This is a genomic window from Gemmata sp. (assembly GCF_051859125.1).
Lineage (GTDB): Bacteria > Planctomycetota > Planctomycetia > Gemmatales > Gemmataceae > Gemmata.
This window is the reverse complement of the sequence record NZ_JBHYGG010000029.1, coordinates 1-22371: the sequence shown is the minus strand read 5'-3', so window position 1 is coordinate 22371 and position 22371 is coordinate 1. Positions and strand designations below refer to the sequence as shown.

At 69.6% G+C, this 22371-nt stretch carries 19 protein-coding genes and 1 tRNA gene; 16 read left to right on the top strand and 4 right to left on the bottom strand.

Features of this window, described 5'->3' with window-relative positions; all coding sequences use genetic code 11:
• The first annotated feature begins 84 nt into the window (after positions 1-84).
• From argH to ACTIGN_RS04310, 8 genes are all read left to right on the top strand, one after another.
• Positions 85-1479, top strand: coding sequence for an argininosuccinate lyase (argH, locus tag ACTIGN_RS04345; RefSeq protein WP_439621577.1), 1395 nt, complete (start codon positions 85-87; stop codon positions 1477-1479).
• A gap of 26 nt (positions 1480-1505) precedes the next feature.
• Positions 1506-1841 (top strand): DUF3817 domain-containing protein, encoded by a 336-nt coding sequence (locus tag ACTIGN_RS04340; protein ID WP_439621576.1) that lies wholly within the window; start codon positions 1506-1508, stop codon positions 1839-1841.
• 37 nt (positions 1842-1878) lie between these two features.
• Entirely contained in the window at positions 1879-3192 is a 1314-nt protein-coding gene (gene lysA, locus ACTIGN_RS04335; protein WP_439621575.1) for a diaminopimelate decarboxylase, read from the top strand.
• Between the two features lie 136 nt (positions 3193-3328).
• Positions 3329-6211 carry a hypothetical protein gene (locus ACTIGN_RS04330; protein WP_439621574.1) on the top strand — a complete coding sequence of 961 codons (2883 nt, stop codon included), beginning with the start codon at positions 3329-3331 and terminating at the stop codon, positions 6209-6211.
• 385 nt (positions 6212-6596) lie between these two features.
• A complete protein-coding gene (locus ACTIGN_RS04325) occupies positions 6597-6905 on the top strand; it encodes a hypothetical protein (protein ID WP_439621573.1) in 309 nt (102 codons plus the stop codon).
• A 113-nt stretch (positions 6906-7018) separates the two neighbouring features.
• Positions 7019-7393: a hypothetical protein gene (locus ACTIGN_RS04320; protein ID WP_439621572.1), complete on the top strand. Its 375-nt coding sequence runs from the start codon at positions 7019-7021 to the stop codon at positions 7391-7393.
• A 513-nt stretch (positions 7394-7906) separates the two neighbouring features.
• Positions 7907-8638 (top strand): tetratricopeptide repeat protein, encoded by a 732-nt coding sequence (locus ACTIGN_RS04315; RefSeq protein ID WP_439621571.1) that lies wholly within the window; start codon positions 7907-7909, stop codon positions 8636-8638.
• 198 nt (positions 8639-8836) lie between these two features.
• Positions 8837-9562, top strand: coding sequence for a 3-keto-disaccharide hydrolase (locus ACTIGN_RS04310; protein ID WP_439621570.1), 726 nt, complete (start codon positions 8837-8839; stop codon positions 9560-9562).
• 43 nt (positions 9563-9605) lie between these two features.
• Here the strand turns inward: ACTIGN_RS04310 and ACTIGN_RS04305 are convergent, their stop codons facing one another.
• Positions 9606-10358, bottom strand: a complete 753-nt coding sequence (locus tag ACTIGN_RS04305; protein WP_439621569.1) for a dienelactone hydrolase family protein — start codon at positions 10356-10358, stop codon at positions 9606-9608.
• A 175-nt stretch (positions 10359-10533) separates the two neighbouring features.
• On the opposite strand from ACTIGN_RS04305, the gene ACTIGN_RS04300 reads away from it, so the two are divergent.
• Together ACTIGN_RS04300 and ACTIGN_RS04295 are read left to right on the top strand one after the other, a co-directional pair.
• A complete protein-coding gene (locus ACTIGN_RS04300; protein ID WP_439621568.1) occupies positions 10534-11544 on the top strand; it encodes a metal ABC transporter substrate-binding protein in 1011 nt (336 codons plus the stop codon).
• Positions 11541-12356 (top strand): metal ABC transporter ATP-binding protein, encoded by an 816-nt coding sequence (locus ACTIGN_RS04295; RefSeq protein WP_439621567.1) that lies wholly within the window; start codon positions 11541-11543, stop codon positions 12354-12356. Before ACTIGN_RS04300 ends, ACTIGN_RS04295 begins: the two co-directional genes overlap by 4 nt.
• A gap of 53 nt (positions 12357-12409) precedes the next feature.
• Here the strand turns inward: ACTIGN_RS04295 and ACTIGN_RS04290 are convergent, their stop codons facing one another.
• Both ACTIGN_RS04290 and ACTIGN_RS04285 read right to left on the bottom strand, forming a co-directional pair.
• Entirely contained in the window at positions 12410-12598 is a 189-nt protein-coding gene (locus ACTIGN_RS04290) for a hypothetical protein (protein ID WP_144958095.1), read from the bottom strand.
• A 422-nt stretch (positions 12599-13020) separates the two neighbouring features.
• The gene (locus ACTIGN_RS04285) at positions 13021-16371 is read right to left on the bottom strand and encodes a WD40 repeat domain-containing serine/threonine protein kinase (protein ID WP_439621566.1); all 3351 of its coding nucleotides are present in this window, start codon (positions 16369-16371) and stop codon (positions 13021-13023) included.
• Between the two features lie 147 nt (positions 16372-16518).
• Here ACTIGN_RS04285 and ACTIGN_RS04280 point away from each other — a divergent pair, with 147 nt between their 5' ends.
• Complete coding sequence (locus tag ACTIGN_RS04280; RefSeq protein ID WP_439621565.1) at positions 16519-17889, top strand: di-heme oxidoredictase family protein; 1371 nt, start codon at positions 16519-16521, stop codon at positions 17887-17889.
• 2 nt (positions 17890-17891) lie between these two features.
• On the opposite strand, the gene ACTIGN_RS04275 is transcribed toward ACTIGN_RS04280, so the two are convergent.
• Complete coding sequence (locus ACTIGN_RS04275) at positions 17892-19172, bottom strand: serine/threonine-protein kinase (RefSeq protein WP_439621564.1); 1281 nt, start codon at positions 19170-19172, stop codon at positions 17892-17894.
• A gap of 361 nt (positions 19173-19533) precedes the next feature.
• On the opposite strand from ACTIGN_RS04275, the gene ACTIGN_RS04270 reads away from it, so the two are divergent.
• From ACTIGN_RS04270 to ACTIGN_RS04250, 5 genes are all read left to right on the top strand, one after another.
• Positions 19534-19608: transfer RNA gene (locus tag ACTIGN_RS04270), tRNA-Pro, on the top strand.
• A 335-nt stretch (positions 19609-19943) separates the two neighbouring features.
• Complete coding sequence (locus tag ACTIGN_RS04265) at positions 19944-20327, top strand: hypothetical protein (protein ID WP_439621563.1); 384 nt, start codon at positions 19944-19946, stop codon at positions 20325-20327.
• Entirely contained in the window at positions 20324-21019 is a 696-nt protein-coding gene (locus ACTIGN_RS04260; protein WP_439621562.1) for a hypothetical protein, read from the top strand. The genes ACTIGN_RS04265 and ACTIGN_RS04260 overlap by 4 nt, the downstream gene beginning before the upstream one ends.
• Before the next feature lie 446 nt (positions 21020-21465).
• Positions 21466-21798, top strand: coding sequence for a hypothetical protein (locus ACTIGN_RS04255; protein ID WP_439621561.1), 333 nt, complete (start codon positions 21466-21468; stop codon positions 21796-21798).
• A 123-nt stretch (positions 21799-21921) separates the two neighbouring features.
• On the top strand, positions 21922-22320 hold the full coding sequence (locus ACTIGN_RS04250; protein ID WP_439621560.1) for a bifunctional DNA primase/polymerase: 399 nt from the start codon (positions 21922-21924) through the stop codon (positions 22318-22320).
• Positions 22321-22371: the final 51 nt, after the last annotated feature.

Sequence of the window (22371 nt, the reverse complement as noted above, 5' to 3'; positions counted from 1 at the left end):
GCCCTCCGTGGCGGCCCGCCAACCACGCGAGACTTCAACCGAGCAACCACACGGTTGAACTCCCCGACTGGGAAAGGTACGGCGATGAGTCAGAAGACGTGGGGCGGGCGGTTCGAGGGCGGGACCGACGCGCAGGTCGAGAAGTTCACCGAGTCCATCACGTTCGACCGCCGGCTGTTCCGGCACGACATCCGGGCCAGCCGCGCCCACGCCGCGATGCTCGCCGAGGTCGGCCTCATTAGCGCAGCCGAGGCCGAGGCGATCCGGGCCGCGCTCGACGAGATCGGCACCGAGATCGAGGCCGGGAAGATGGAGTTCTCCATCTCGCTCGAAGACATCCACACCCACATCGAGCGCGCCCTGATCGCGCGGCTCGGCGACGTCGGCCGCAAGCTCCACACGGGCCGGAGCCGCAACGACCAGATCGTTACCGACGTGAAGTTGTGGGTCCGCGACGCGATCGACGACCTCGACGGCTTGCTCGTCGAGTTGCAGCGAGCGTTCGTCGGGTCGGCCGAGCGGGAATCCGGTGTCGTGCTGCCCGGGTACACGCACCTCCAGCGCGCGCAGCCGGTGCTGGCGGCGCACTACTTCCTCGCGTACGTCGAGAAGTTCCAGCGGGACCGCGAGCGGCTCGCCGACTGCCGCAAGCGGGTCAACGTGCTGCCGCTCGGGGCCGCGGCGCTGGCGGGGAGTTCGCTGCCGATCGACCGCGAGTCGGTCCGCCAGGCGCTCGGGTTCGACTCCGTCGCCCGCAACAGCCTCGACGTGTCGAGCGACCGCGACTTCCTGCTCGAGTTCGTCTTCGCGCTGTCGCTCATCGCCACGCACCTGAGCGGTTGGGCCGAGGAGTGGGTGATCTGGAGCACGACCGAGTTCAACTTCCTCGACCTGCCGGACGCGTTCTGCACCGGGTCGAGCATCATGCCGCACAAGAAGAACCCGGACGTGTTGGAGTTGACCCGCGGCAAGACCGGCCGCGTGATCGGCGCGCTGCAGGGGCTGTTCGTGCTCGTGAAGGGGCTGCCGCTCGCGTACAACCGCGACCTGCAAGAGGACAAGCAGGCGGTGTTCGACGCCTACGACACGGTGTGCGGGTGCCTCGCGGTCGCGGCCCCGCTCGTGGCGCAGACCAAGTTGCGCCGCGACGTGATCGCGTCGCGGATCGAGGACGGGTTCCTCGACGCGACGACGCTGATGGAGGGGCTGATCGCCCGCGGGGTGCCGATGCGGTCGGCGCACGAGGCGGTCGGGAAGCTGGTGCGGCTGTGCGAGCAGCGGCGGTGCCGCCTCGCGGACCTGCCGGACGCGGAGTTCGCCACGGCGGTCGGCGAGCCGGGCACCTCAGCGACCGGGGCCGCGATCAAGCAGTCGCTCGGCGTGGCGAACGCGCTGGCGGCGTTCAAGAGCTACGGCTCGACCGCCCCGGCCGAAGTGGCGAGGCAACTGGCGGACTGGAAAACGAAACTGGGCGTGTGAGGTACCCGTTGATGTGGAGCGATCCGGTGGGGCGCGTGCGCGCCGTGGGCACGGTCGAGGGCGTCTCGGCGCTGCTGCTGTTCTTCGTCGCGATGCCGCTCAAGTACGCCGGCGCGCTGCAAGACCTGTCCGGTCAGCCGGAGTTGGGCGTCGCCGCCGTGCGGTGGGTCGGGTCGATCCACGGCGGGCTGTTCGTCCTGTACGCGGCCGTCACCTTCCTCGCGTGGGGCCAGGGGAAGCTCACCGCGAAGCTCGTCGGCCTCGCGGCGGTCGCGTCGATCGTACCATTCGGGCCGTTCGTGATTGACCGGAAGCTCAAGGCCTACGAAGGCGTGCCGGACACCGCGACCGGGGCCGGGTAGAATCAGGGGATACCGTTTCTCCCCCCTGAGTTCCGCAATGGACCACTTCGAGTACCGCGACCGCGAGCTGTTCTGCGACGACGTTCCCGTGAGCGAGCTGGCCGAGAGGTACGGCACCCCGCTGTTCGTCTACTCCGAGAAGACGCTCGTCAGCAACCTGAGCCAGATCCTCACCGCGTTCGCGCCCGCGGACCCGATCGTCTGCTACTCGGTGAAGGCCAACGGGAACCTCTCGATCTGCCGGCTCATGGGCCGACACGGGGCCGGGTTCGACGTCACCAGCGGGGGCGAGTTCTACCGCGCCCAGCAGGCCGGGCCGGCGACGGCCAAGATCGCGTTCGCGGGGGTCGGCAAGACCGACGCCGAGATCAGGCACGCGCTCGAGAACAACGTGTTCATGTTCGACGTCGAGAGCGAGCAGGAGCTGCTCACCATCGGCGCGATCGCGCAGGGCATGGGCCGCAGGGCCCCCGTCGCGCTGCGGGTGAACCCGGACCTGCCGCCGAAGACGCACGTCAAAACCGACACCAGCGTCAAGGGCGTCAAGTTCGGCCTCGACATCGAGACGGTGGTGGACGTGGCGAAGGGGGTCGTGAACCACCCCGGCCTCGACGTGGTCGGGCTGCACATGCACCTCGGCTCGCCGATCCTGAAGGTCGAGCCGTACAAGCAGGGGTGCGCCAAGGCGCTCGCACTCATCAAGGCGTTCCGCGACCTCGGCCACAACATCCGCTACCTGAACATGGGCGGCGGGTTCGGGATCAACTACCGCAAGGACGAGGCGAAGCCGGCGGCCGCGTTCGCCGAGGTGATCCTCCCCGCGGTGAAGGAAGCGGGCTGCCAGCTCGTGCTCGAACCGGGCCGGTTCATCGTCGGCAACGCCGCGGTGCTCGTGAGCCGCGTCCTCTACACCAAGGCGACCGGCGGCAAGCACTACGTCATTCAGGACGCCGCGATGAACGACCTGATCCGGCCGACGCTGTACGGCTCGTTCCACCGCGTGTGGCCGGTCCACCCGGCGGCCGACGTGCCGCTGACCCCGGACGTCAACGGCGACCCGGACGACCCGAGCCCGTTCCGGGCGATGCCGAACTGCTTCACCCAGGACGTGGTCGGCCCGGTGTGCGAGTCGGGCGACTTCCTCGCCAAGGACCGCCCGCTCCCGGCCCTGACGCGGGGCGACCTGGTCGCGACGTTCTCGGCCGGCGCGTACGGCATGTCGATGGCCTCGAACTACAACGCCCGGCTCCGGGCCGCCGAGGTGCTCGTTACAGGCGGCACACACCGCCTGATCCGCCGCCGGGAGACGTTCAAAGACCTCGTCGCGTGCGAGGAGGATTGCTTAACGTGAGCCGCGGCGTCATGATTGAAGGTGGCGTGTTCTGAGCGTGGGCGGGCGGCGGCCGATTGCGGCCGCCGGCACTTCCATTTGGCCCGGCGACCGAACGGCCGCCGCCCGCCGACCCGAACGCTTGGAGGAGTTCACCGTGAGAATCGCTCCGTCGCTCGCCCTCGCGCTCGCACTGCTCGGGGCCGCGGCCGCGCCCGTCGCGGTCGCCCAGGAGCAGAAGAACGTCCCCAAGCCGCAGGCGATCTACGCCCAGTTCCGCGAGCTGGTGACGGAGGGGCGGTACGACATCGCCGCGAACTTCCTCCAGGCGTTCCTCGACTCCAACCCGACCGACGCCGACCTGCTCGAGATCGAGCGGAAGCACGGCACCACCGCGTTCACCGGGCTCCGCACCGTGCCCCGGTGGTCCGACGACGTCGCCACCGAGAAGAAGACCCGCGGGAACGTCGAGGAGGCCATCAAGCGGGCCCGCGTTGCCGGCGAGAAGCTGCTCCGCGACCCGGCCCGCGTGCAGAAGTACATCCGCAACCTCGGCGCGAGTTACGAGGAGCGGGTGTTCGCCGAGCAGGAGCTGAAGCGGACCGGCGACTACGCGGTCCCGTTCCTGGTCGACGAACTCCGGAACACCCGCGACCGGGACGTCCGCGACGGCATCCTCGGGACCATCCCCAAGCTCGAAGCGCAGACGATGGCCGGGTGGGTCGCGGCCCTCGACGGCATGACCCCCGACCTCCAGTACGGCACCCTCCGGGCGATCGCCAACCGCGAGGACGCCCTCGCCCTCCAGTCGAACGCGCAGACCGACATCATCCCGGTCCTGTGGCGGGTGCTCGCGCAGCCGGTGGAGCAGGCCCCGACGCTGCGGGCGTACGCGGAGCAGTTGCTCAACGTCCTCCGGCCCGGCACCAAGGCCGCGAGCCGTCTCCCCGAAGCCGAACTCGTCGCGATCGCCCGCACGTTCTACGACCACACCGCCCGGTTCATGGGCGCGAAGGTGAACCCGGACGGCACCCCGACCACCCTGCCCCTGTGGGTGTGGGTCACCACCGACCCGCAGAACCCGCGGCTCACCAAGGTCGAGGACGTGCCGATCGGACAGGCGGAAGAGTACTACGGCCTCCGCTACGCCCGGTGGGCGCTCGACCGCAAGCCGGAGTACGAGGCGGCCCAGGGGCTGATCCTGTCGCTCGCGGCCGAGCGCGCCGTTGAGCGGGCCAAGCTCGGGTCGCTGGCGAAGCTCCAACCGGCCGCCTTCCGGCTCCTCTCGGACGCGCCGACGCCGGTGCTGGCCGACCTCCTGAGCCGCGGGCTGACCCAGAAGAAGACCGCGCTCGCCGTCGCCATGCTCCAGGTGCTCGGCGACCGCGCCGACAAGACGGTCTCCCCGCTGCTCATCAAGGGGCTGAGCTACCCCGACCCCACCGTGCAGATCACCGCGGCCGACGCCCTGCTGCGGTCGCCGAACCCGGTCCCGCCCGAGGTCCGCGCGAAGGTCGTGGACATCCTGAAGCGCTCGCTCGGCACCGCGGAGCCGGCGTCCGGTCCCGAGTCGAAGGGGAAGGCGCTGATCGCCGACCCGAGCAAGTTCCGGGCGGACAACACCGGCCTGCTGTTCCGCGGCCTGGGGTACGACGTCGAGGTGTTCACGAACGGCCGCGACCTGCTCCGCCGCGTCGCCCGGGCGTCCGACTTCGACGTGCTCTTCATCGACTACCACACGCCGAACCCCGAGCTGATCGACCTGATCGGCCAGCTCCAGGCGCACCCCTCGACCGGCAACCGGCCGACGTTCGTGGTCGCCTCGCCCGACAAGCCCCGGGTGCCGACCTACGACCAGATCCTCCTGCGGTTCGCGGCGCTGATCGCGGCGACCGAGAACCAGCCGGTGCCGATGCCGCCGCCGTTCGTGGCCGACCCGCGGTTCACCCCCGAGGAGAACGCAGCGGCCAAGAAGAGCAACCAGACCAACCGCGACAACCAGTACCGCAACACGGTCGCCTCGCGGATCGAGCGCCTCAACCGGGTCATTACCAGCACTGGGCTCCAGGCGACCGACACCCAGCGGGTGCTCATGAACCTGCGGATCGAACTCGTCGCGTACGCCCTGCTCGGGGCCGAGTTCCCGTTCTCCGCCGACTCGGCCCCGGGGACGGTCGCCCACCTGACCCGGCTCCGCCGGCAACTCGCCGAGCAGCCGCTCAGCCCGGCCTACGGTGAAGGCACGTCGTCGACCGAGCTGCTGAAGCTCATGGAGCGGTTCGAGATCGACCTGGCGAAGGTGCCGGCGGCGAGGAGGAAGTTCGACGACCTCTACAGCCGGGCCGACACCTCCGACCTCGGCCTGCTTATCGAGACGTTCCGCGACGCCGCTCTCGAGGCCCGGCTCGCCCGCACGCTCAAGAACTACCCCGCGGTGCGGATCGTCCCCGAGCCGTTCGGACGGGCGTCGCTGGTCGCCGACCTCGAAGCGGCCCAGGCCGACGCCGGTCAGGCCCCCCGCGAGCCGGCCGACAAGAGGGCCGCTCAGCGGACCGCGCTGGAGTGGATCCGGAAGATGGCGACCGGCGACCTGACCGGGTACGACCTCAAGTCGCTGGAGCCGGAACTCCGCGAGGCGACCCGCAACGACGACCTCGCGTCCGACGCGATCGACGCGATCGCGCGGTTCGGCTCGGCCGACGCGCAGTCGGCCCTGCTGACGCTCGCCCTCAACACCGGCAAGCCGCTGCCGCTGCGGATCAAGGCCGCCGACGCCGCTATCCGACACGTCCAGACGAACGGCAAGGCGACCCCGAAGACGCTGACCGACCCCCTCGTCGAACTGAGCGAGAAGGAGGCCGACCCCCTGCTCCGCTCGAAGCTCCTGACCCTCCGCGGCCTGCTCGCGTTCAACCCGGCCGAGTTCGTCGGCAAGGTGAAGGGCTACACCCCGCCGCTCCTCCCGCCCCCGCCGATGCCCAAGGACGCCGAACCGAAGAAGGAAGCGGACCCGAAGGAGCCCGAACCGAAGAAGGAGTGATTCGCGACTGCTTCAGAAGCGATGGCGGAACGGCTCCGCGTGGTGGGGAAACGCTTCACGCGCTCACCCCTCACCCGCGACTCGCAGAGCCTCGTCGCGACCTCTCCCCGTAGGAACGGGGCGAGGTGGGGCGTTGGGACTTCTCTTTAGCAACGTGGTTGGGTGAGCGCGGCGTGGGACCAACCGCCCCACCTCGCCCCGTTCCTACGGGGAGAGGTCGCCGCGGGGCTTTGGCCGCGGCGGGTGAGGGGCGGCCACGTAAAGATGTCACCCGACACGTCAACTCCGGCCCCGACCCCGCTTTGATAAGTATCTGCCATGAAGGAGTCGATTTGTGGCTCAGAAGGCGAGTCTACAGAAGGCGCAAGCGGCGTGGGACCGACTCATGGCCCTCGGCGGCACCGGCGTCTGGGACGGGGAAATCGTAACTGTCTCGCTTGCAGACACCGGCGTGACGGATGACGACTTGGCCGTGTTCCGCGACTTCCCGCACGTTCAGGTGCTCGACCTGAGCAGGACCGCGGTTACCGGCGCCGGGTTGGCACACCTCGACGGGGCCACGGCGCTGGAAGAGGTGATCGTCGTTGGCACCAAACTCGAGCGCACCGCCCTTGCTGAGTTCCGGGCCGCACATCCGGCGGTGAAGGTCGTTACCAAGCCACCGAAAGCCAGCAAGAACCCCTTCAACGTGTAATCACGCAGCGAACCGTAGCACAGTGGCATAAGCCGTCAGGCTTCCCGGGTCGACTTGAGGCACGTTGCCGGGTAGCCGCTTGAATCGTTCGCTCGGCAGCGGAGGTCATTGGGATGTCGCAGCCGCTGGACAAGTTCGGCGAGTTCGTTGTCACCAAGCTCCGCGACGCGGTGATTGACCACGCCGACGGGCTGCTCGTTGCCCATTGGAAAGCCCCGGGACTGCAAGCACTCCAAGCCGACCTGCGACGGTTGACCGCGGAGCAGCGGGCCATCGTCCGACGGTGTGTGATCGAAGCGGTGGATAGAGGATTGCACGACTTCCTGTTCGCCCTTCAAGAAGAGCACGACGCAGGCAGTGCGGTGTCGGTGGTCGTAGACGGTCAACCGGTCGCCGCCGAGAGCGACGGGTTGCACGGTGAGCCGTACACCATCGACGGCTGGTACGCCCGGTTCAGCAAGCACGGCACCCATCCAGACCCGGCGTAAGACGGCGGATCGCGCCCGGTCCGACCATTGTCGTTCACTCGCCACGAAAGCGCGGACCGTTCGTCGTACCGAAAAACCCGCCCCGGGACTTCAAGCGACCAGGAACAACTCGGCTGCGCGGGGAGGACCAGACGAGGCTCGAGGAAGGAGTTATCGCCTCACATGAATTATTCCTGAGGTCATTCCCGCGAGTTCGGCGATCATTGCGAGGCTCTCGGCCACGTTTGCGAGGAGTTGACCCCTTTTGCGAGGAGTTGACCCCTTTTGCGAGGAGTTGACATCGTTTGCGGAGACCCCTCCCCGATTGATCCGCAACCGATTATCGCCACACATGAACTCTCGTTACCCTCTCCCCAGGCAGAAAGCGACGCTTCTTTCACTCGCGATTCCCACCCGGTTCGGGGCGGTAGAATGGAATCCGTTTAACGCACATTTCTCGCGCAAGTGTCCGGGCGGCGGCCGTTCCAGAGGCGAACCCGGCGGACAGGGTGACCGGAACACGAGGACCAAGCCATGATCAACCCGATCACCACGCCGACCACGCAGCCCAGCCTTCAGGACCTCATGGTCCGTTTCCTCGCGAACCGCTCAGACGCCGCTCTCGCGGCAGTCGAGTCCGGCGAGGGAGAGGTCGAGCCGCACGAGGTCGCCGCCGGGTTCCGGGTGGACCCGCGGGCGGCCTGGACCGACGCCACGAACACTCTCACCGCCGCAGCGGGTTCACTCCCCCCGGACTGGGCGACGCTGGTGAACCAGCCGGCCGCCGCCTTCGCGGTGCCGATGGCCGCCGGGAACTTCCCGCAGCGGGTCCGCGACCTGCACCCGCTGCTCACGAAGTTCGAGCCGGCCGAACTGCGGCCGAGCGGCACCCAGCACCCGACCCCCGGCCTCACCGGGCTGCGGAGCTGGATCGCCAAGAACACCACCCAGCCGGTGCTCGCGGCCGGTCTGGCGCGCCTGATCGGCGACTTCGACGCGGCCGAGAAGCTCCTCCCCGCCGACGCCGCGAACGAGCGGGCCGCCCTGCTCTGGCACCGCGGCCGGTGCGACGAGGCGCTCGCGGCCTGGTCTCAGATGCCGGACTCGCCGGCGGCCACGTTCAACCGCGGCATGGCCCTCCTGTTCCTGGGCCGCGTCGCCGAGGCGAAGCCCGCCCTGAACGCCGCCGTCGCCGCGGTCCCCGAGACGAGCGGCTGGAACGCCCTCGCCCGGTTGTACCTGTCGGTCGCCGAGATCCACGGCTGAATTGAGTCGTCAGGTCATCAAGTTGTCAAGCCGTCAGGTCTTCAGGTCCGGGGCATTCGCCTCTCAACCTGAAGACCTGACGACTTGACAACTTGATGACTCTACGGCTTGCGACTGATTGCGACTCCGGTAAGCTTGACGCGGTCCCGCACTGCGGGCTCCCGCCTCAAGGCCCTTCTTCCCCCGGAGTCACCACAAATGCGAATCTCTGTTCGCGTCGCTGCCGCGCTGCTCCTCGGCGTCGCCGCACTTGCCGCCCGCCCCGCCCTCCGAGCCGCCGACGAGCCGGCCCCGGCCCCGCCCAAGGGGTTCGTCGCGCTCTTCAACGGCAAAGATCTCGACGGCTGGCAGGGCAACATCGACATGAAGCAGCGGGCCACGCTCGCCAAGGAGCGACAGGACGAGTTGCTCAAGCTGCGGACCAAGTACGCCCTGGAGCACTGGACGGTGAAGGACGGGGTGATCCACTGCGACGGCAAGGGCGGGATCAGCCTCCAGACGGTCAAGGACTACGGCAACTTCGAGCTGATGCTCGACTGGAAGATCGAGAAGAACGGCGACAGCGGGTTGTACCTCCGCGGGCAGCCGCAGGTGCAGATCTGGGACTCGGAGAACACCCCCGGCGCGAAGGGGGCCGACAAGAACTCCGGCTCCGGTGGGCTGTGGAACAACCCGGGCGGCGACAAGGCGAAGGTTCCCCTCAAGAAGGCCGACAAGCCCGTCGGCGAGTGGAACTCGTTCCACATCACGATGGTCGGCGACGAGGTCACCGTGAAGCTCAACGGCGAACTGGTCGTGGACAAGGGCAAGCTGCCGAACTACTGGGACAAGGGCAAGCCGCTCCCCGAGAAGGGGCCGATCGAGTTGCAGTTCCACGGCGACCCGCTGTGGTTCAAGAACATCTACATCAAGGAACTGCCCTGAGTCACCAAGGCCCGCCCGGCAAACCGGGTGGGCCGTTTGCGTCTCATCCCGCCAGCGAACGCGAGAACAGGTCGGCCACCAGCCCCATTCCGAGCCGGGCAACGGCCGGGTCGTACCGCTCGCCCTCGTCGCGCATGAAGGCGTGCGCCGCGTTGAACTCGTGCCAGGTGAACCACGCGCCGGCGGCGTCGAGCGCGTCGTATATCGCCCGCCGCCCCGCGGCCGGAACGTGCGGGTCCTGCCGGCCGAACACCATCAGCAGCTCCCCTTTCACGTCCGCGGCACGGGCCAGCGTGTCGGCTCCGCCGCCGCGGCCGAGCGCGCCGGTGTGCAGGTCGGTCGGGTAGAAGCACGCGGTCGCCCGCACCTCGGGGAGCAGCGCCGCCCGGAACGCGAGGTGCCCGCCCAGGCAGATCCCCATCGCGCCGATCACGCCGTTGCACGCCGGGTGGCTCTTCAGCGCGTCCACCGCGGCCCTCGCGTCGGCGTCGAAGTCGGCCATCGGGATGATGCCCTTGAGCGCGTTCCCGCGGTTCTTGCCCGGGTCGTCGTACCCCAGCACGCACCCGGCCGGCTCGTGCGCGTGGTACACCTCGGGCACCGCGACGAGGTAGCCCAGGGAGGCCACCTGTACCGCGAGCCGCCGCACCGGCGGCGTCTGCTGGAAGATCTCGGAGTACAGCACCACGCCGGGGCGCGGCACCGCGGGGCGGCCCGGCTCGTGGGGGGCGTAGAAGTACGTCCGCATCGGGCCGGTCGGCGCCGGCAGGTCGGCGACGGAATCGGTCACGGTCATGTGGTTGGCTCCGGCTCGCGTGAGAGTGTCGCAGCCTCGTTGTAGCACCGGAGACGGGCGGCCGCACACCCTGGGAGCGCGAAAGTGACAAAGTGACTCGCAGTCTTGTTCCACGAGCCCCGAGGGGCTAAAATCATGACTGGTTTTACGAAGTTATTCCACGGGTGAACCGGTCATGTCTCAGCGAAACTCACGGCTCCGGGCGGTCGCGGGCGCCGTTGCCCTTGTGGCGGCCGGGGTCGCCGGGCTGCTCGTCGTGCCGGGGTGCAGCGGCCCCGTGGACGACGGTTGGCCGAGCGACAAGCCGGGCGTGAAGGTCGTCGTCACGTTCGCCCCGCTCTACTGCTTCGCGGTGAACGTCGCGGGCGACGACGCGGTCGTCCGCAACCTGCTCACCAGCACCGGTCCGCACCACTTCAACCCGACCGACAAGGACGCCCGCACCCTCCGCCGGGCCGACCTCATGTTCGTCAACGGCCTCGGCCTGGAAGGCGACAAGCCCGCGAAGATGAAGAACGGCAGCGGGAACAAGGGGCTGAAGATCGTCGAGTTGGGGGCGAAGATCCCCGCCGACAGGCTGTGCGAGGGGGCCTGCACCCACGACCACGGGGACGGCGACGACCACCACGACCACAACCACGGCACCGACCCGCACGTCTGGCTCAGCCCCGACACCGCGGTCACGCTGGTCGAGGGGATCCGCGACGAGTTGAAGGCCGCCGACCCCGGCCATGCGGCCGACTACGACCGCCGCGCGGCGGAGTACGTCGCCAAGTTGCAGAAGCTCAAGGCCGACGGCGTCGCGCTGCTCAAGGACAAGAAGGACCGCCGCATCGTCACGTTCCACGACTCGATGGCCTACTTCGCCAAGTCGTTCGACCTGGAGATCGTCGGCGTCGTCGAGAAGAACCCCGGGAGCGAGCCCAACGACAAGCAACTCCGGAAGCTCGTCGCCCTGTGCGTGAACGCCGAGAAGCCGGTCCGCGTGATCTGCTCGGAGCCCCAGTACGGCACCTCGAATGCCGGCCAGAGCCTGGTGACGATCCTCAAGCAGAAGGGCGTCCCCGACCCCGTGCTCGTCGAACTCGACCCGCTCGAAACGGTCGCCCAGGAGCAACTCACCCCCGGGTGGTACGAGGCGAAGATGCGGGCGAACCTCGCGGCCCTAGCGGAGAAGATGAAGTGACCACCGCCCCGACCGCAACCGCAGCGGGAATCGGGCTGGCGCTGCCGATGGCCCCGCCGCCGCCGCTGGTCCAGATCCGCGACCTGTCGGTGTCGCTCGGCGGGCACCAGATCCTCCGCCGCGTCACCGCCGACATCGCCCGCGGGAAGGTGACGGCGCTGATCGGCCTCAACGGGTGCGGGAAGACCACCCTGCTCCGGGCAGTCGTGGGCGAGTACCAGTTCCGCGGCGAGGTGAAGTACCACTGCGGTCACGACCACTCGCGACCCCGGCCCGAGAACGTCGGGTACGTCCCCCAGCGGCTGTCGGTCGACGCCCGGCTCCCGCTGACGATCCGCGACCTGTTCGGGCTGGCGCTGTCGCGGTGGCCGCTGTTCCTGGGAATCCCGCGGTGGGTCTCGGAACGGGCCGGGGAGTTGCTGGACCGGGTCGGGATGCAGGGGATGCTGGACCTGCCGATCGACGGCCTGTCGGGCGGGCAGCTCCAGCGGGTGCTGCTGGCCCTGGCACTCGAACCGTCGCCAGAGCTGCTGCTGCTGGACGAACCGGCCGCGGGGATCGACTTCAAGGACCAGAAGAGGTTTTACGATTTGATCTCGCGGATCAATCAAGAGATGGGACTGACGGTGGTGCTGGTCTCACACGATTTGAACATGGTCAACGCCCACGCCCACCACGTCCTGTGCCTGAAGGAAGGCGCGATCGCCTGTCAGGGGCCGCCCGAGGAAATCCTGACACCAATGAACCTGTCCCTGGTGTTCGGCGCGGAGACGCAGTTGCTCCACCACCGCGGGGCCGCGGCCCCGGGGTAAACGCGAGGGGCGGGCACGCGGCCCGCCCCTTCTCGTGGTGTCCCGTTCACAGGTCACATCGACGGCAGCCAGTCCTTATCCAGCCCTTCCTTCTCGATCAGATCCAGCTGCTCGCGGGTGATGTGGTACTCGGCCGCGACCGACTTCTTCGAGTCGGCGACGGCGACGCCCGTGTCTTGCACTTCGACCAGCGCGTGGAAAATCGACTGGCGCTGCTTCACAGTCAGGGTCTTGCTCGGCATCGGAGTGTCTCAACTGATGGTTTCGGGACGTAGCCCGGACCTGCAACGGCCCAGGGGTTGTAGTTCGCGCCGCCGACCCTCGAATCGGATCGGGCACCGGAGAGGTGAACGGGGGAGCGGGGCGGCTTATTAAACTATACGTTCGGGCAGGTGGCGACATTTCCCCCGAAATCCCCAGATTCGTGATTTTCCCAGGGTGTGCCACGGGGTTCCGGAATCGTGCGAACCCCACACGCTTCGGCCCGATCGATTTCACCGCGAGAGTTGTGGAGTGAGGGAAAAGCGTCGAGCGGGCACACAAAGGCCCGTAATCCCGGGCCCCGCTTATTTTTCCCGCACCCGTCAGTTCGATTCGATCTCCGGCGGCACCAATTCGAGGTGATCCGGAACGAGGTGCGACTGCAACTCACTGCCCCGGCGCGTCATTCCTTTGGCCCGAAGCGGGCCTTCAACTCGGCAACTGGCTCCGTGAGGGGCGGGGGCGGAGCGTCCCAGAGCATGACGTGCCCGCCGCCGGTGCCCGTGGCGAGGCGGTTACCGTTCGGCTCGAACACGGTGTGGATGACCTCGGTCCGGTGCCGCAGCGGCGGCCCCACCGGGAGGCCGGTTGCGGGGTCCCAGAACCGCGCAGTGTTGTCGCGGCTCCCGGTCGCGAAGAACTTCCCGTCGGGGCTGACGGCGACCGCCGCGACGGCCCGCGCGTGGGGCATGGGGCGAACGAGCGGCTTCCCGGTCGCGGCGTCGAGCAACTCGGCCGCACTGTCGCGGCGACCGACGAGCACCCCGCGGCCGTCGCGGGTGTACGCGGCGTCGCGGACCTCTTCGCCGGCCTCCCACCCGGGCCGCGTCACCTTGAGCGTCTCCGGGCTGACGAACACCACCCGCCGGCCGGTGGTGAGGAGCACCTCGCCGCCGTCGGGCCGGACCGACAGGGTCGTGAAGCCGGCACCGAGTGGCATGTCCTTGACCGGCTTCTCGGGCAGCAGCAGGTCGAGTGTCGCCGCGTCGAACTTGGCGACGAGTGTGTCGCCCAGCAGGTACATGAACCGCGCGTCCGGGCTGTACCCGATCCGCCTGATGCCGCCCATCGAGATCAGGGGGCGGGTCTCGGGCGGCCCCGCGGGGGCGACGTGGAACCGGTCGAACGGCCCGTTGAACCCGCGGATCACTTGCGACCGGGCGGGGTCCGCGTCGTACCGGAGCGTGCGGATGATGAGGTCGGCCCGCGTGGGCGGTTGGACCCAGTCGAGGGTCCGCGTGTCGAACACGTAGCCGTTGAAGTCGTCGGCGCTGGCGAGGCGGTCCCCAGTTGGGGAGAAGTCGAGCCCGCGGACCCGGCCGCCCGGTCCCGCGAACACGAGCTTCGGGGGCCGGGGGACCGACCCGAGGTACACCGCTTCCCCCGCCGGGACCACGAACCGATCCGTCCCCCGCGCCACCCGCAGGCGGACCGGGTCGCTCGAGAGCCGGACCGGGTTGCCGACGGGTTGCCCCGTCTCGGTGTGCCAGAACCGGACGTTCCCATCGTTGTCGGCGGAGATCAGCACGGGGTCGGTGGCGGCGAACGCGAGCCCGTTGCCGTTCGACCCGAACAGGTCGATGTCGATCGACCCGCGGTTCCCCTTCACATCGAAGATGCGGACGTGGCCGTGCGGCCCGGTCGCCGCGACCCGCGACCCGTCGGGCGACACAGCGAGGTCCTGCACCCACCCGTGCGAACCGAGCGTGCGGACCAGGGTGCCGGACTCGAGGTTCCACTCCCACACGGTGCCGCTGCGGTCGCCGGCGAACCCCCGCTTGCCGTCCGGGGCGAGCGCCAGGACGTTCAGAACGGGGCCGCCCGAGTTCTTGAGCTGGTCGGGCACGAGCCGGGTCAGGAGCTTCGGCTTGGGCTGGGCCGCAAGGTCCCACCGCTGGATGCCGTTGTCGCCGTCGACCGCCCAGAGCGTCCCGTCGGGCGCGAACTCCAGGGAGAAGATGTTGCGGCCGTCGTACTTCCGCGCCTGCGGGGACACCCCGTCGAACGCGACCCGGGGGACGGGATTGTCCGCGTCCCACACGACGATCTGCCCGTCGGACCCGGCGGCCGCGATCACCTTCCCGTCGGCACTGACCCCAACGGTCCAGGCGGTGACCAACCCGCCCGGGATCGCGACGGTCCGGGGCAACTTGTACGCCAGGAGGGTCTCCCCGGTCGCCGCGTCGGTCTGGATCAACTGGTACCCGCCGGCGACGGACACGAACCGCTTCCCGTCGGGGAAGAAGGCCGCGGCCCACGGCTGGTTGCCGTTCCGCACGGCCCGGATGTCCGGGGGCAACTCGCGGGCCCAGGTGGCCAGGTTCAGCCGCGCGGCCCGGGCGAGTTCGCGGTCGAACGCCTTGGCCGTCGAGTCGGCGGGCTCCTCGGCGACCGCGTTCGCCTCGGCCAGTTCGACCACCCGGACGAACCCCGCGAGCCCGGCCCGCACCCGCCCCTCCTCGCAGGCCGTCGCGGAGCGGCCGAACTCGAGTTCGGCCTGGTGCCGGGCGGCGGCCAGCCGCTGCCGCCGGGCCTCGCCCAGTGACTCGATTGCGCGGCGCTCGGAGATCGCCGCCTGCTCGCGGGCGGCCCGCTCCCGGTCGGCGTTGCGGGTGGCCCGCTCGGCCTCGTCGAGGGCCCAGAACCCGAACACGTAGGCGGCCACCGTCCCGGCCGCGAGTGCGAGTGCGGCGACCGCGAGCCCAGCCGAGAGCCCCTTGTTCCGCTTCACCCACTTGATCGTCTTCTCGGTCGCGGTGCTGGGGCGCGCGGTGATCGGCTCGTCGTTCAGGAACCGGTTCAGGTCGTCGGCCACGGCCTGGGCCGAGGGGTACCGCTTGCTCGGCTCCTTCTCCAGGCACTTCAGGCAGATGGTTTCGAGGTCGCGGGGGATGCCGGGATCGTGCTTCCGGAGCCGCTCGGGCTCGGAGACGAGGACCATGTGGATGGTCGCCGCGGCGGAGTCGCCGGTGAACGGGGGGCGGCCCGTGAGCAGGTCGTAGAGGACCGCCCCGAGCGCGTACACGTCGGACAGGGTGCCGACCTCGTGCACCTTGCCCGAGGCCTGCTCGGGGGCCATGTACGCGGGGGTGCCGAGCACCTGCCCGGTCACGCTCAGGTCGCTCCGGCCCACCTTCGCGAGTCCGAAGTCGGTGAGCCGCGGGTCCCCGTCGTCTGTGAGGAGGACGTTGGCGGGCTTGATGTCGCGGTGGACGATGCCGCGGGTGTGGGCGTGCCCCACCGCCGAGGCGAGCTTCGCGATGAGGGCCGTGGCCTCACGGGCCGGGAGCGGGCCGGTCTTCTTGACGCGGTCGGCGAGGTTCCCGCCGGGGAGGAACTCCATCGCGAGGTACGGGTGCCCGTCGTGCTCCCCGAAGGCGTACACCTTCACGATGTTCGGGTGCTCCAGCGCCGCGACGGACTCGGCTTCGAGCAGGAACCGGGTCCTGGTGGCCACGTCGGAGTACGCGCCGGAGAGCACCATCTTGAGCGCGACGGGGCGGTTCAGCCCGGTCTGCTTGGCCCGGTACACGACGCCCATCCCGCCGCGGCCCAGTTCGCCCTCGATCTCGTACCCGGGGACCGCCACGCCGAACGACGACGAGACCGCGGCGGCCCGGTACTGGTCCTCCGGGGACTGGGCCATCGTGCCGTAGGGCGACTGGTCGGTGTCGCCGGCCCCGCCGCCGACGAACGCGGGGGGGTGCCCGGGTTGCCGGTCCGGGGGGATCGTGCTGTTCGGGTCGGTGGCCATGGTTGCTCCGGGGGGGCACCGCTCAGCCTATCCGCCGGCACGGGCCGCGGGAATGGAGAGGGGTCAAACCGACGGGGCGTGAAACGGCGGCCCGCGGCGGTCGTTACTGGTCGGGGCGACCCGCGGTGCCACTCGGAGGGTTCTCGGATGCGACTCACCCGCCTCACGACACACGACCAGCGGCGGCTCGTCGGCTTCGGCCTGGTCGGGGCCGCCGCGGTCGCGGTCTACGCGCACTTCTTCTTCACGGGGCTGCCGATCCTCTGGGGCCCGCGGGCGAGCGCGGCCGAGACCGCCGAGGGGCGCGAGCTCTTCGAGCACGAGTGGGAACCGAACGACCCGCTCGCGCAAGGGGACGGACTCGGACCGGTGTTCAACGCCCGGTCGTGCGCCGCGTGCCACTTCCAGGGCGGCCTCGGCGGCGGGGGCGGGTTGGAACACAACGTCACCGCGTTCGAGGTGTTCCCCCGCCCCGGCGACCCGACGTTTCGCTCCGGTGTCGTTCACAACTTCAGCGCGTACCCGGGCGACCGGGAAACGCTCAAGGGGCTGCGACGAGTGTACCCGACGGTGAAGGGGCGCGTCGTGCCGCCGGGTCCGGCCGACTGCGGCGTGCCCCGCACGATCCCCGACTTCGACCCGGTCCGCACCGAAGAGATCCAAGCCACGGCACTGTTCGGCGTGGGGTGGATCGACCTGATTCCCGATCGCGCGGTCGTCTTGAACGCCCGGAACCGCGGGTTGCGGCAGGCGCGACGGGAACTCCAGTTGGAGTTCGACAGCGTCCCCGTCGGCCGCGTGCGGCACGTCGCGGGTGGGGTCGGGAAGTTCGGGTGGAAGGGGCAGTTCGCCACGCTCTCGGAGTTCGTCGCAGCCGCCTGCGCAAACGAACTCGGCCTGGGCACGCCGACCGCTGAGCAGGCCCGGCCGTTCACCGCGCCCGCGAGTGGTGCCCCTGCCCCGGACCTCGACCGCAAGCAGTTCCGGGCGCTCGTGGCGTTCGTGAAGACGCTCCCGCGGCCGATCGAAGTGGAACCCTTGGACGCCGCGGCGCGCGACTCGGTGGCGAGGGGGAAGCGCCTGTTCGGGGCGGTCGGCTGTGCGGTCTGCCACGTCCCCGACCTGGGCGGCGTGAAGGGCGTGTACAGCGACTTCATGTTGTACACGCTCGAAGACCCGCCCCCGCCGGGTGGCGGAAGCGGCCGCTACGACCCGGACCCGCCCGCCGAGTTGCGGCTCCCGCCGCGGCCGGACGACGAGCCGCGGCCGGCCGAGTGGAAGACGCCGCCGCTGTGGGGCGTTGCGGACTCCGCACCGTACCTGCACGACGGCTCGGCCGCGACGCTGCGGGACGCGGTCCTGAAGCACCTGGGTGATGCGAAGGGCGTGACGGAGAAGTTCAAGGCGCTGTCGACCGGCGACCAGGCCGCTCTCGTGGCGTTTCTCGGGTCGCTCAAGGCCCCGCCCGACGCGCTCCCGATGAGCAACCCGGCCGTGACGCGGCTCGCGAAGAAGTGAGGCTACGGGATTCGGACCAGTCCGAGCGCCCAGAGCGAGTACCCGATCCCGTACGCGATGATCTGTCCGGCGGCCACCCCGACCAGGAGCCGGCGGCAGAGTTCGCTCGTCCCCTCGGCCTCGGGCTCGTTGCACACCAGCGCGCTCGCCCGCAGGTTGGCCCACCGGGCGACCGCCTCTGCACCGGCCACGGCCGCCCGGTCCTTCTCGAACCTCCGCACCTGGTCCTCGTGGCTCAGGCGGTAGAGTTCGACGAGGCTCGCGACCGCCCGGGCGTCGGTCGGCCGCTGCGCCGGGTCGGGCGACAGGCACCACTTCGCGAGCCGGACGAGGTTCTCGGACGCGCCGCACCTGTCGAGGCGGGCGAAGGCCTCGTCGAGGTCGGCGGCCCGGGCGCGGGCGACGACCGCCCGGACGTTGTCCCCGGTGTAGGGCGGCGACCCGGTGAGCAGGCTGCACAGGAGCCCCCCGAGCGCGAACACGTCGGCCCGCTCGTCCACGACGTCCCAGTGCCCGAGCGCCTGCTCCGGCGGCATGAACGCCGGCGTGCCCTTCACCGCGCCGTGTTGCGTGCCGCTCGACCCGAGGCTCGTCGCACTGGGGGGCGGGTGCGGGATCACCACCGTCTCGCCGTCGAACTTGGGCTTCCGCGGCGTCTCACGGGCGAGCCCCCAGTCCATCACCTGGACCTCCCCGAACGGCCCGACCATGATGTTGTGGGGCTTCAGGTCGCGGTGGACGATCTGGAGCGAGTGCGCGAACGCGACCGCCTGGCAGATCTGTTCGAACACCAGGAGCAGCCCCGGGGCGTCCGGGGCGGTGAGTTCGAGGTCCGAAACCGACTCGGTCGTGGCCCTCTGGGCACGGGCGGTGAGGATCGCCGCGAGCGTGCGGCCGTGGATGAGCTTCATGGCCAGGAACGGGCGGCCGTCGGGGAGCGTCCCGACCGCGTGGACCGGCGGCACGCCGGGGTGCGGGAGCTTCGCCGTGATCCGGGCCTCGCGGAGGAACAGGCGGCACACCTGCCGGTTGGCCGCCAGCTCGGGCAACAGCACCTTGATCGCGACCTCCCGGCCCAGCGCCCGCTCGCGCGCCGCGTAGACGACGCCCATGCCGCCGCGGGCGATCTCGTTGTTGAGGTCGTAGCCGGGCACGTCCGGAAGTCCCGGCGTCGGCGGGCTCCGGTGCGGGTACCCCGGGTAGGTCAGGACGCCCGACGACCCGAGCCCGGGCAACTGGGGGGTGGTGAGGTCACCGGGCGCGGGCGTCTCCAGAGGGTCCACCGCGCGGGGCGGCTCCGGGAGTGTGAAGTGAAGGTCAAAATCCGGTCGGGACCCGGTTGGATTGGGGATCGACATCGGGAATCCTTATCAGACGTGTTGCCGGTATCTTGGCACCGCAACTCGCGGCCTGCAACTTGCCGACGCCCTCGCCGAGAAAGATGTGGACTTCGGGCGTACGGTTTTCAGCCGGTTCGACACGCGGGCCTGAATTTTCCACCCGCGGCCGCCCCATGGAATTGAACGGGACGGTCGAGACCAGCCGTCCGACGCGCGAACCCGAGCGCACATGGCCTTGTCAGTGGGATGTGTCTCGCTAGAATCATCGAAGGCGTTGAGACCTCTGACGCCGTGTCGAGTGAATCGGGCCGTAGCGCAGCTTGGCTAGCGCGCTTGCTTGGGGTGCAAGAGGTCGTGGGTTCAAATCCCGCCGGCCCGACTGATCGAAGCCTCTGTTACCGAAGCGGTTACAGCTTACCGCCGGGTGGTCCGGCGTGCGGTGCAAAGACCTGAGTTCTGCGGAACGTTCCGCAAAACTACTGGAGGTCACGCCGCATGCCGCGCCCCCGCCTTCCCGTCCCCACCTACCGGCGCCACAAGTCCAGCGGCCAAGCCGTCGTCACCGTTCGAATCGGGGACGCCCGGAAAGATTTTCTCCTCGGGCCGTACGACTCCCCCGAATCCAAAATCGAATACCGCCGCCTCCTCGCCGAGGCATCCGGCGGCCGAATCCTCACCGACCCGCACGCGGACCTGACCATCAACGAACTTCTCGTGAAATTCTCCGCCTGGGCACAGGCGTACTACCGGCACGCCGACGGAACCCCCACGTCGGAACTTGAGGACATCCGCCACGCGGTCCGGCCCCTCCGCGAACTGTTCGGGCTGACCGCCGCCCGCGAGTTCGGGCCGATGGCACTCAAGCGGGTCCGGGAGGCGATGGTCGCGAAGGGCTGGGCGCGGGGCACCGTGAACCAGCAGTGCGGCCGCGTGAAGCGGGTGATCCGCTGGGCGGTCGAAAACGAACTGGTGCCGGCCGACCGGTGGGAGGCGCTCCGGGCGGTGCGCGGGCTCACGAAGGGGCGGACCGACGCCCGCGAGACGAAGCCCATCGGCCCGTTCCCGACGACGTCGTCGAAGCCTCGCTGCCCTTCATGAACCGGTACGTCCGCGGGCTGGTGGAGTTCCAGCGGTACACGGGGTGCCGCCCCGGTGAGGCCGTCGTGGTCCGGCGGTGCGACATCGACACGCGCGGCGAGGCGTGGGTGTACAAGCCAGCAACCCACAAGACCGCCTGGAGGGGTAAGACGCGGACCATTCTCATCGGCCCCCGCGCCCAGGCGGTGCTGCGGGAGTTCTTCACGCCGGACGCCACCGAGTACCTGTTCAACCCCCGCAAGGCCATGGACGAACTGAGGGCGGGCCGCTCGGCGACCCGCAAGACGCCCCGGTACCCGTCTCACATGAAGCGGAACGAGGAGAAGCGGAAGGCGAACCCGCGGCGCACCCCGGCCGAGCGGTACACGACCGGGGCGTACAACGTCAGCGTCGCGGCCGCGTGCGAGCGGGCGTTCCCCCCTCCCCCGCCGCTGGCGAAGCGCGGCGACGAGTCGAATACGCGGTGGCGGGCGCGGCTGACCGTGGAGCAGAGGGCGGAGCTGGCCCGGTGGGTCGCCGGCCACAGGTACAGCGTGAACCAGTTGAGGCACACGGCCGCGACCAAGGTGCGGGCGGCGTTCGGAATCGAGGCGGCCCAAAGCGTTCTGGGACACTCCAAGCCGGATACGACCTTGATCTATGCCGAGCGGTCGGAACTGCTCGCGTCCTCGGTCGCCATGAAACTCGGCTGACGCCCCGCGCCCGCCACCCCTCCCCGAACGCCCCGGCAGAGCTGCCGGGGCGTTTCCAATTCTTCCCCGCGCCCGCCTCGCGAACGAATGCGGCGGACCCTTGGAGGGGTCGAATCCGAGAGACGCACCGGGGCACCCGCCCGCCCCTTGGGGCCGTCGACGACCGGGCCGCGGGGGCGGCAGACGGGCCGACCATATGGTCCGGGGGCTGCGGCCCAGGTCGGCACCGGTCGGGCGGCATCCCGACCGTCTCGCCCGCATCAATACGCCTGACTACCCGTATTTTGATATCCGCACTTCCGCACCCAAAGCATTCCTAGTATCAACTCCACGTAATTCGCGATCAACAATTTATTGGTGTTTTGTTTGCGTTGCTCACTATGCTCCAAATATAATGGCATTGCGTCCAGTATCCCGCGCACCCTATGCCTCTCAGGAGGACCACCATGCCCGGCCCCTTCGATATCGATCCGACCGAGTTCGTGTCGCTGGCCCACGCCCTCCGAGCGGAGCCGCGGACGCGGACCGTACATCCTGCGACCGGCCGGCGGTGGGCGTCGCGGGGCGTCAAGACCCGTTCGGGCGCGGTCGTCAAGCTCGCCGTTCAGCAGGTCGGTTCACAACTCCGAACGCGGCTCGTGGACCTGCGGGGGTTCCTGGACTTGCTGAACGAAATCGCCAGCCCCGACACCGCGGCCGCGACCGGGCCGCGGTCGCCGTCGAAGCGGAGGAAGGCGGGCGACGCGGCAGGCGAGCAACTCGTCCGGACGGGGTGGTAGGCGGCCCGCTGACCATATGGTCCGGGCGGGACGGGTGCGAAAGGGGGCAGGCGGTAAGCCCGACAAAAAAACCGCCGGGTCGTTAGCAGCGACCCGACGGCAGACCAACAGCAAGGTGAACACATGATAGGCGTATCGTCCCCGGGAATCAATCCCGGCAGTGAGTTGGCGTATCAACCCGGACCTCTCGATAGGCCGGCGACCGCGGCCGAACTACTTCAAGAGGCGCTGATGTTGAGGAGCTGTGGTTGTACGCCGATCCCGCTGACGCACGCCAAGACGCCCCGCACTCGCTGGGCGCACCTCCAGACGCGACGGCCTTCCGACACACAAGTCGAGGCGATGTTCCGGCTAAACGGCGTCGGCGGGGTTGGCGTTGTCACGGGGGCGGCGAGCGGCGGCCTCGTGGTCCGCGACTTCGACGACGCGGCCGCCTACGAACAGTGGTCCCGCTCGCACCCCGACCTAGCCGCCATTGCCCCGACCGTGCGGACCCGGCGTGGCTATCACGTGTACACCTAGGGCTCACGCACTATGAAGTAGTGGGCGTGTAAGGGTTTGTGTGTATCACGG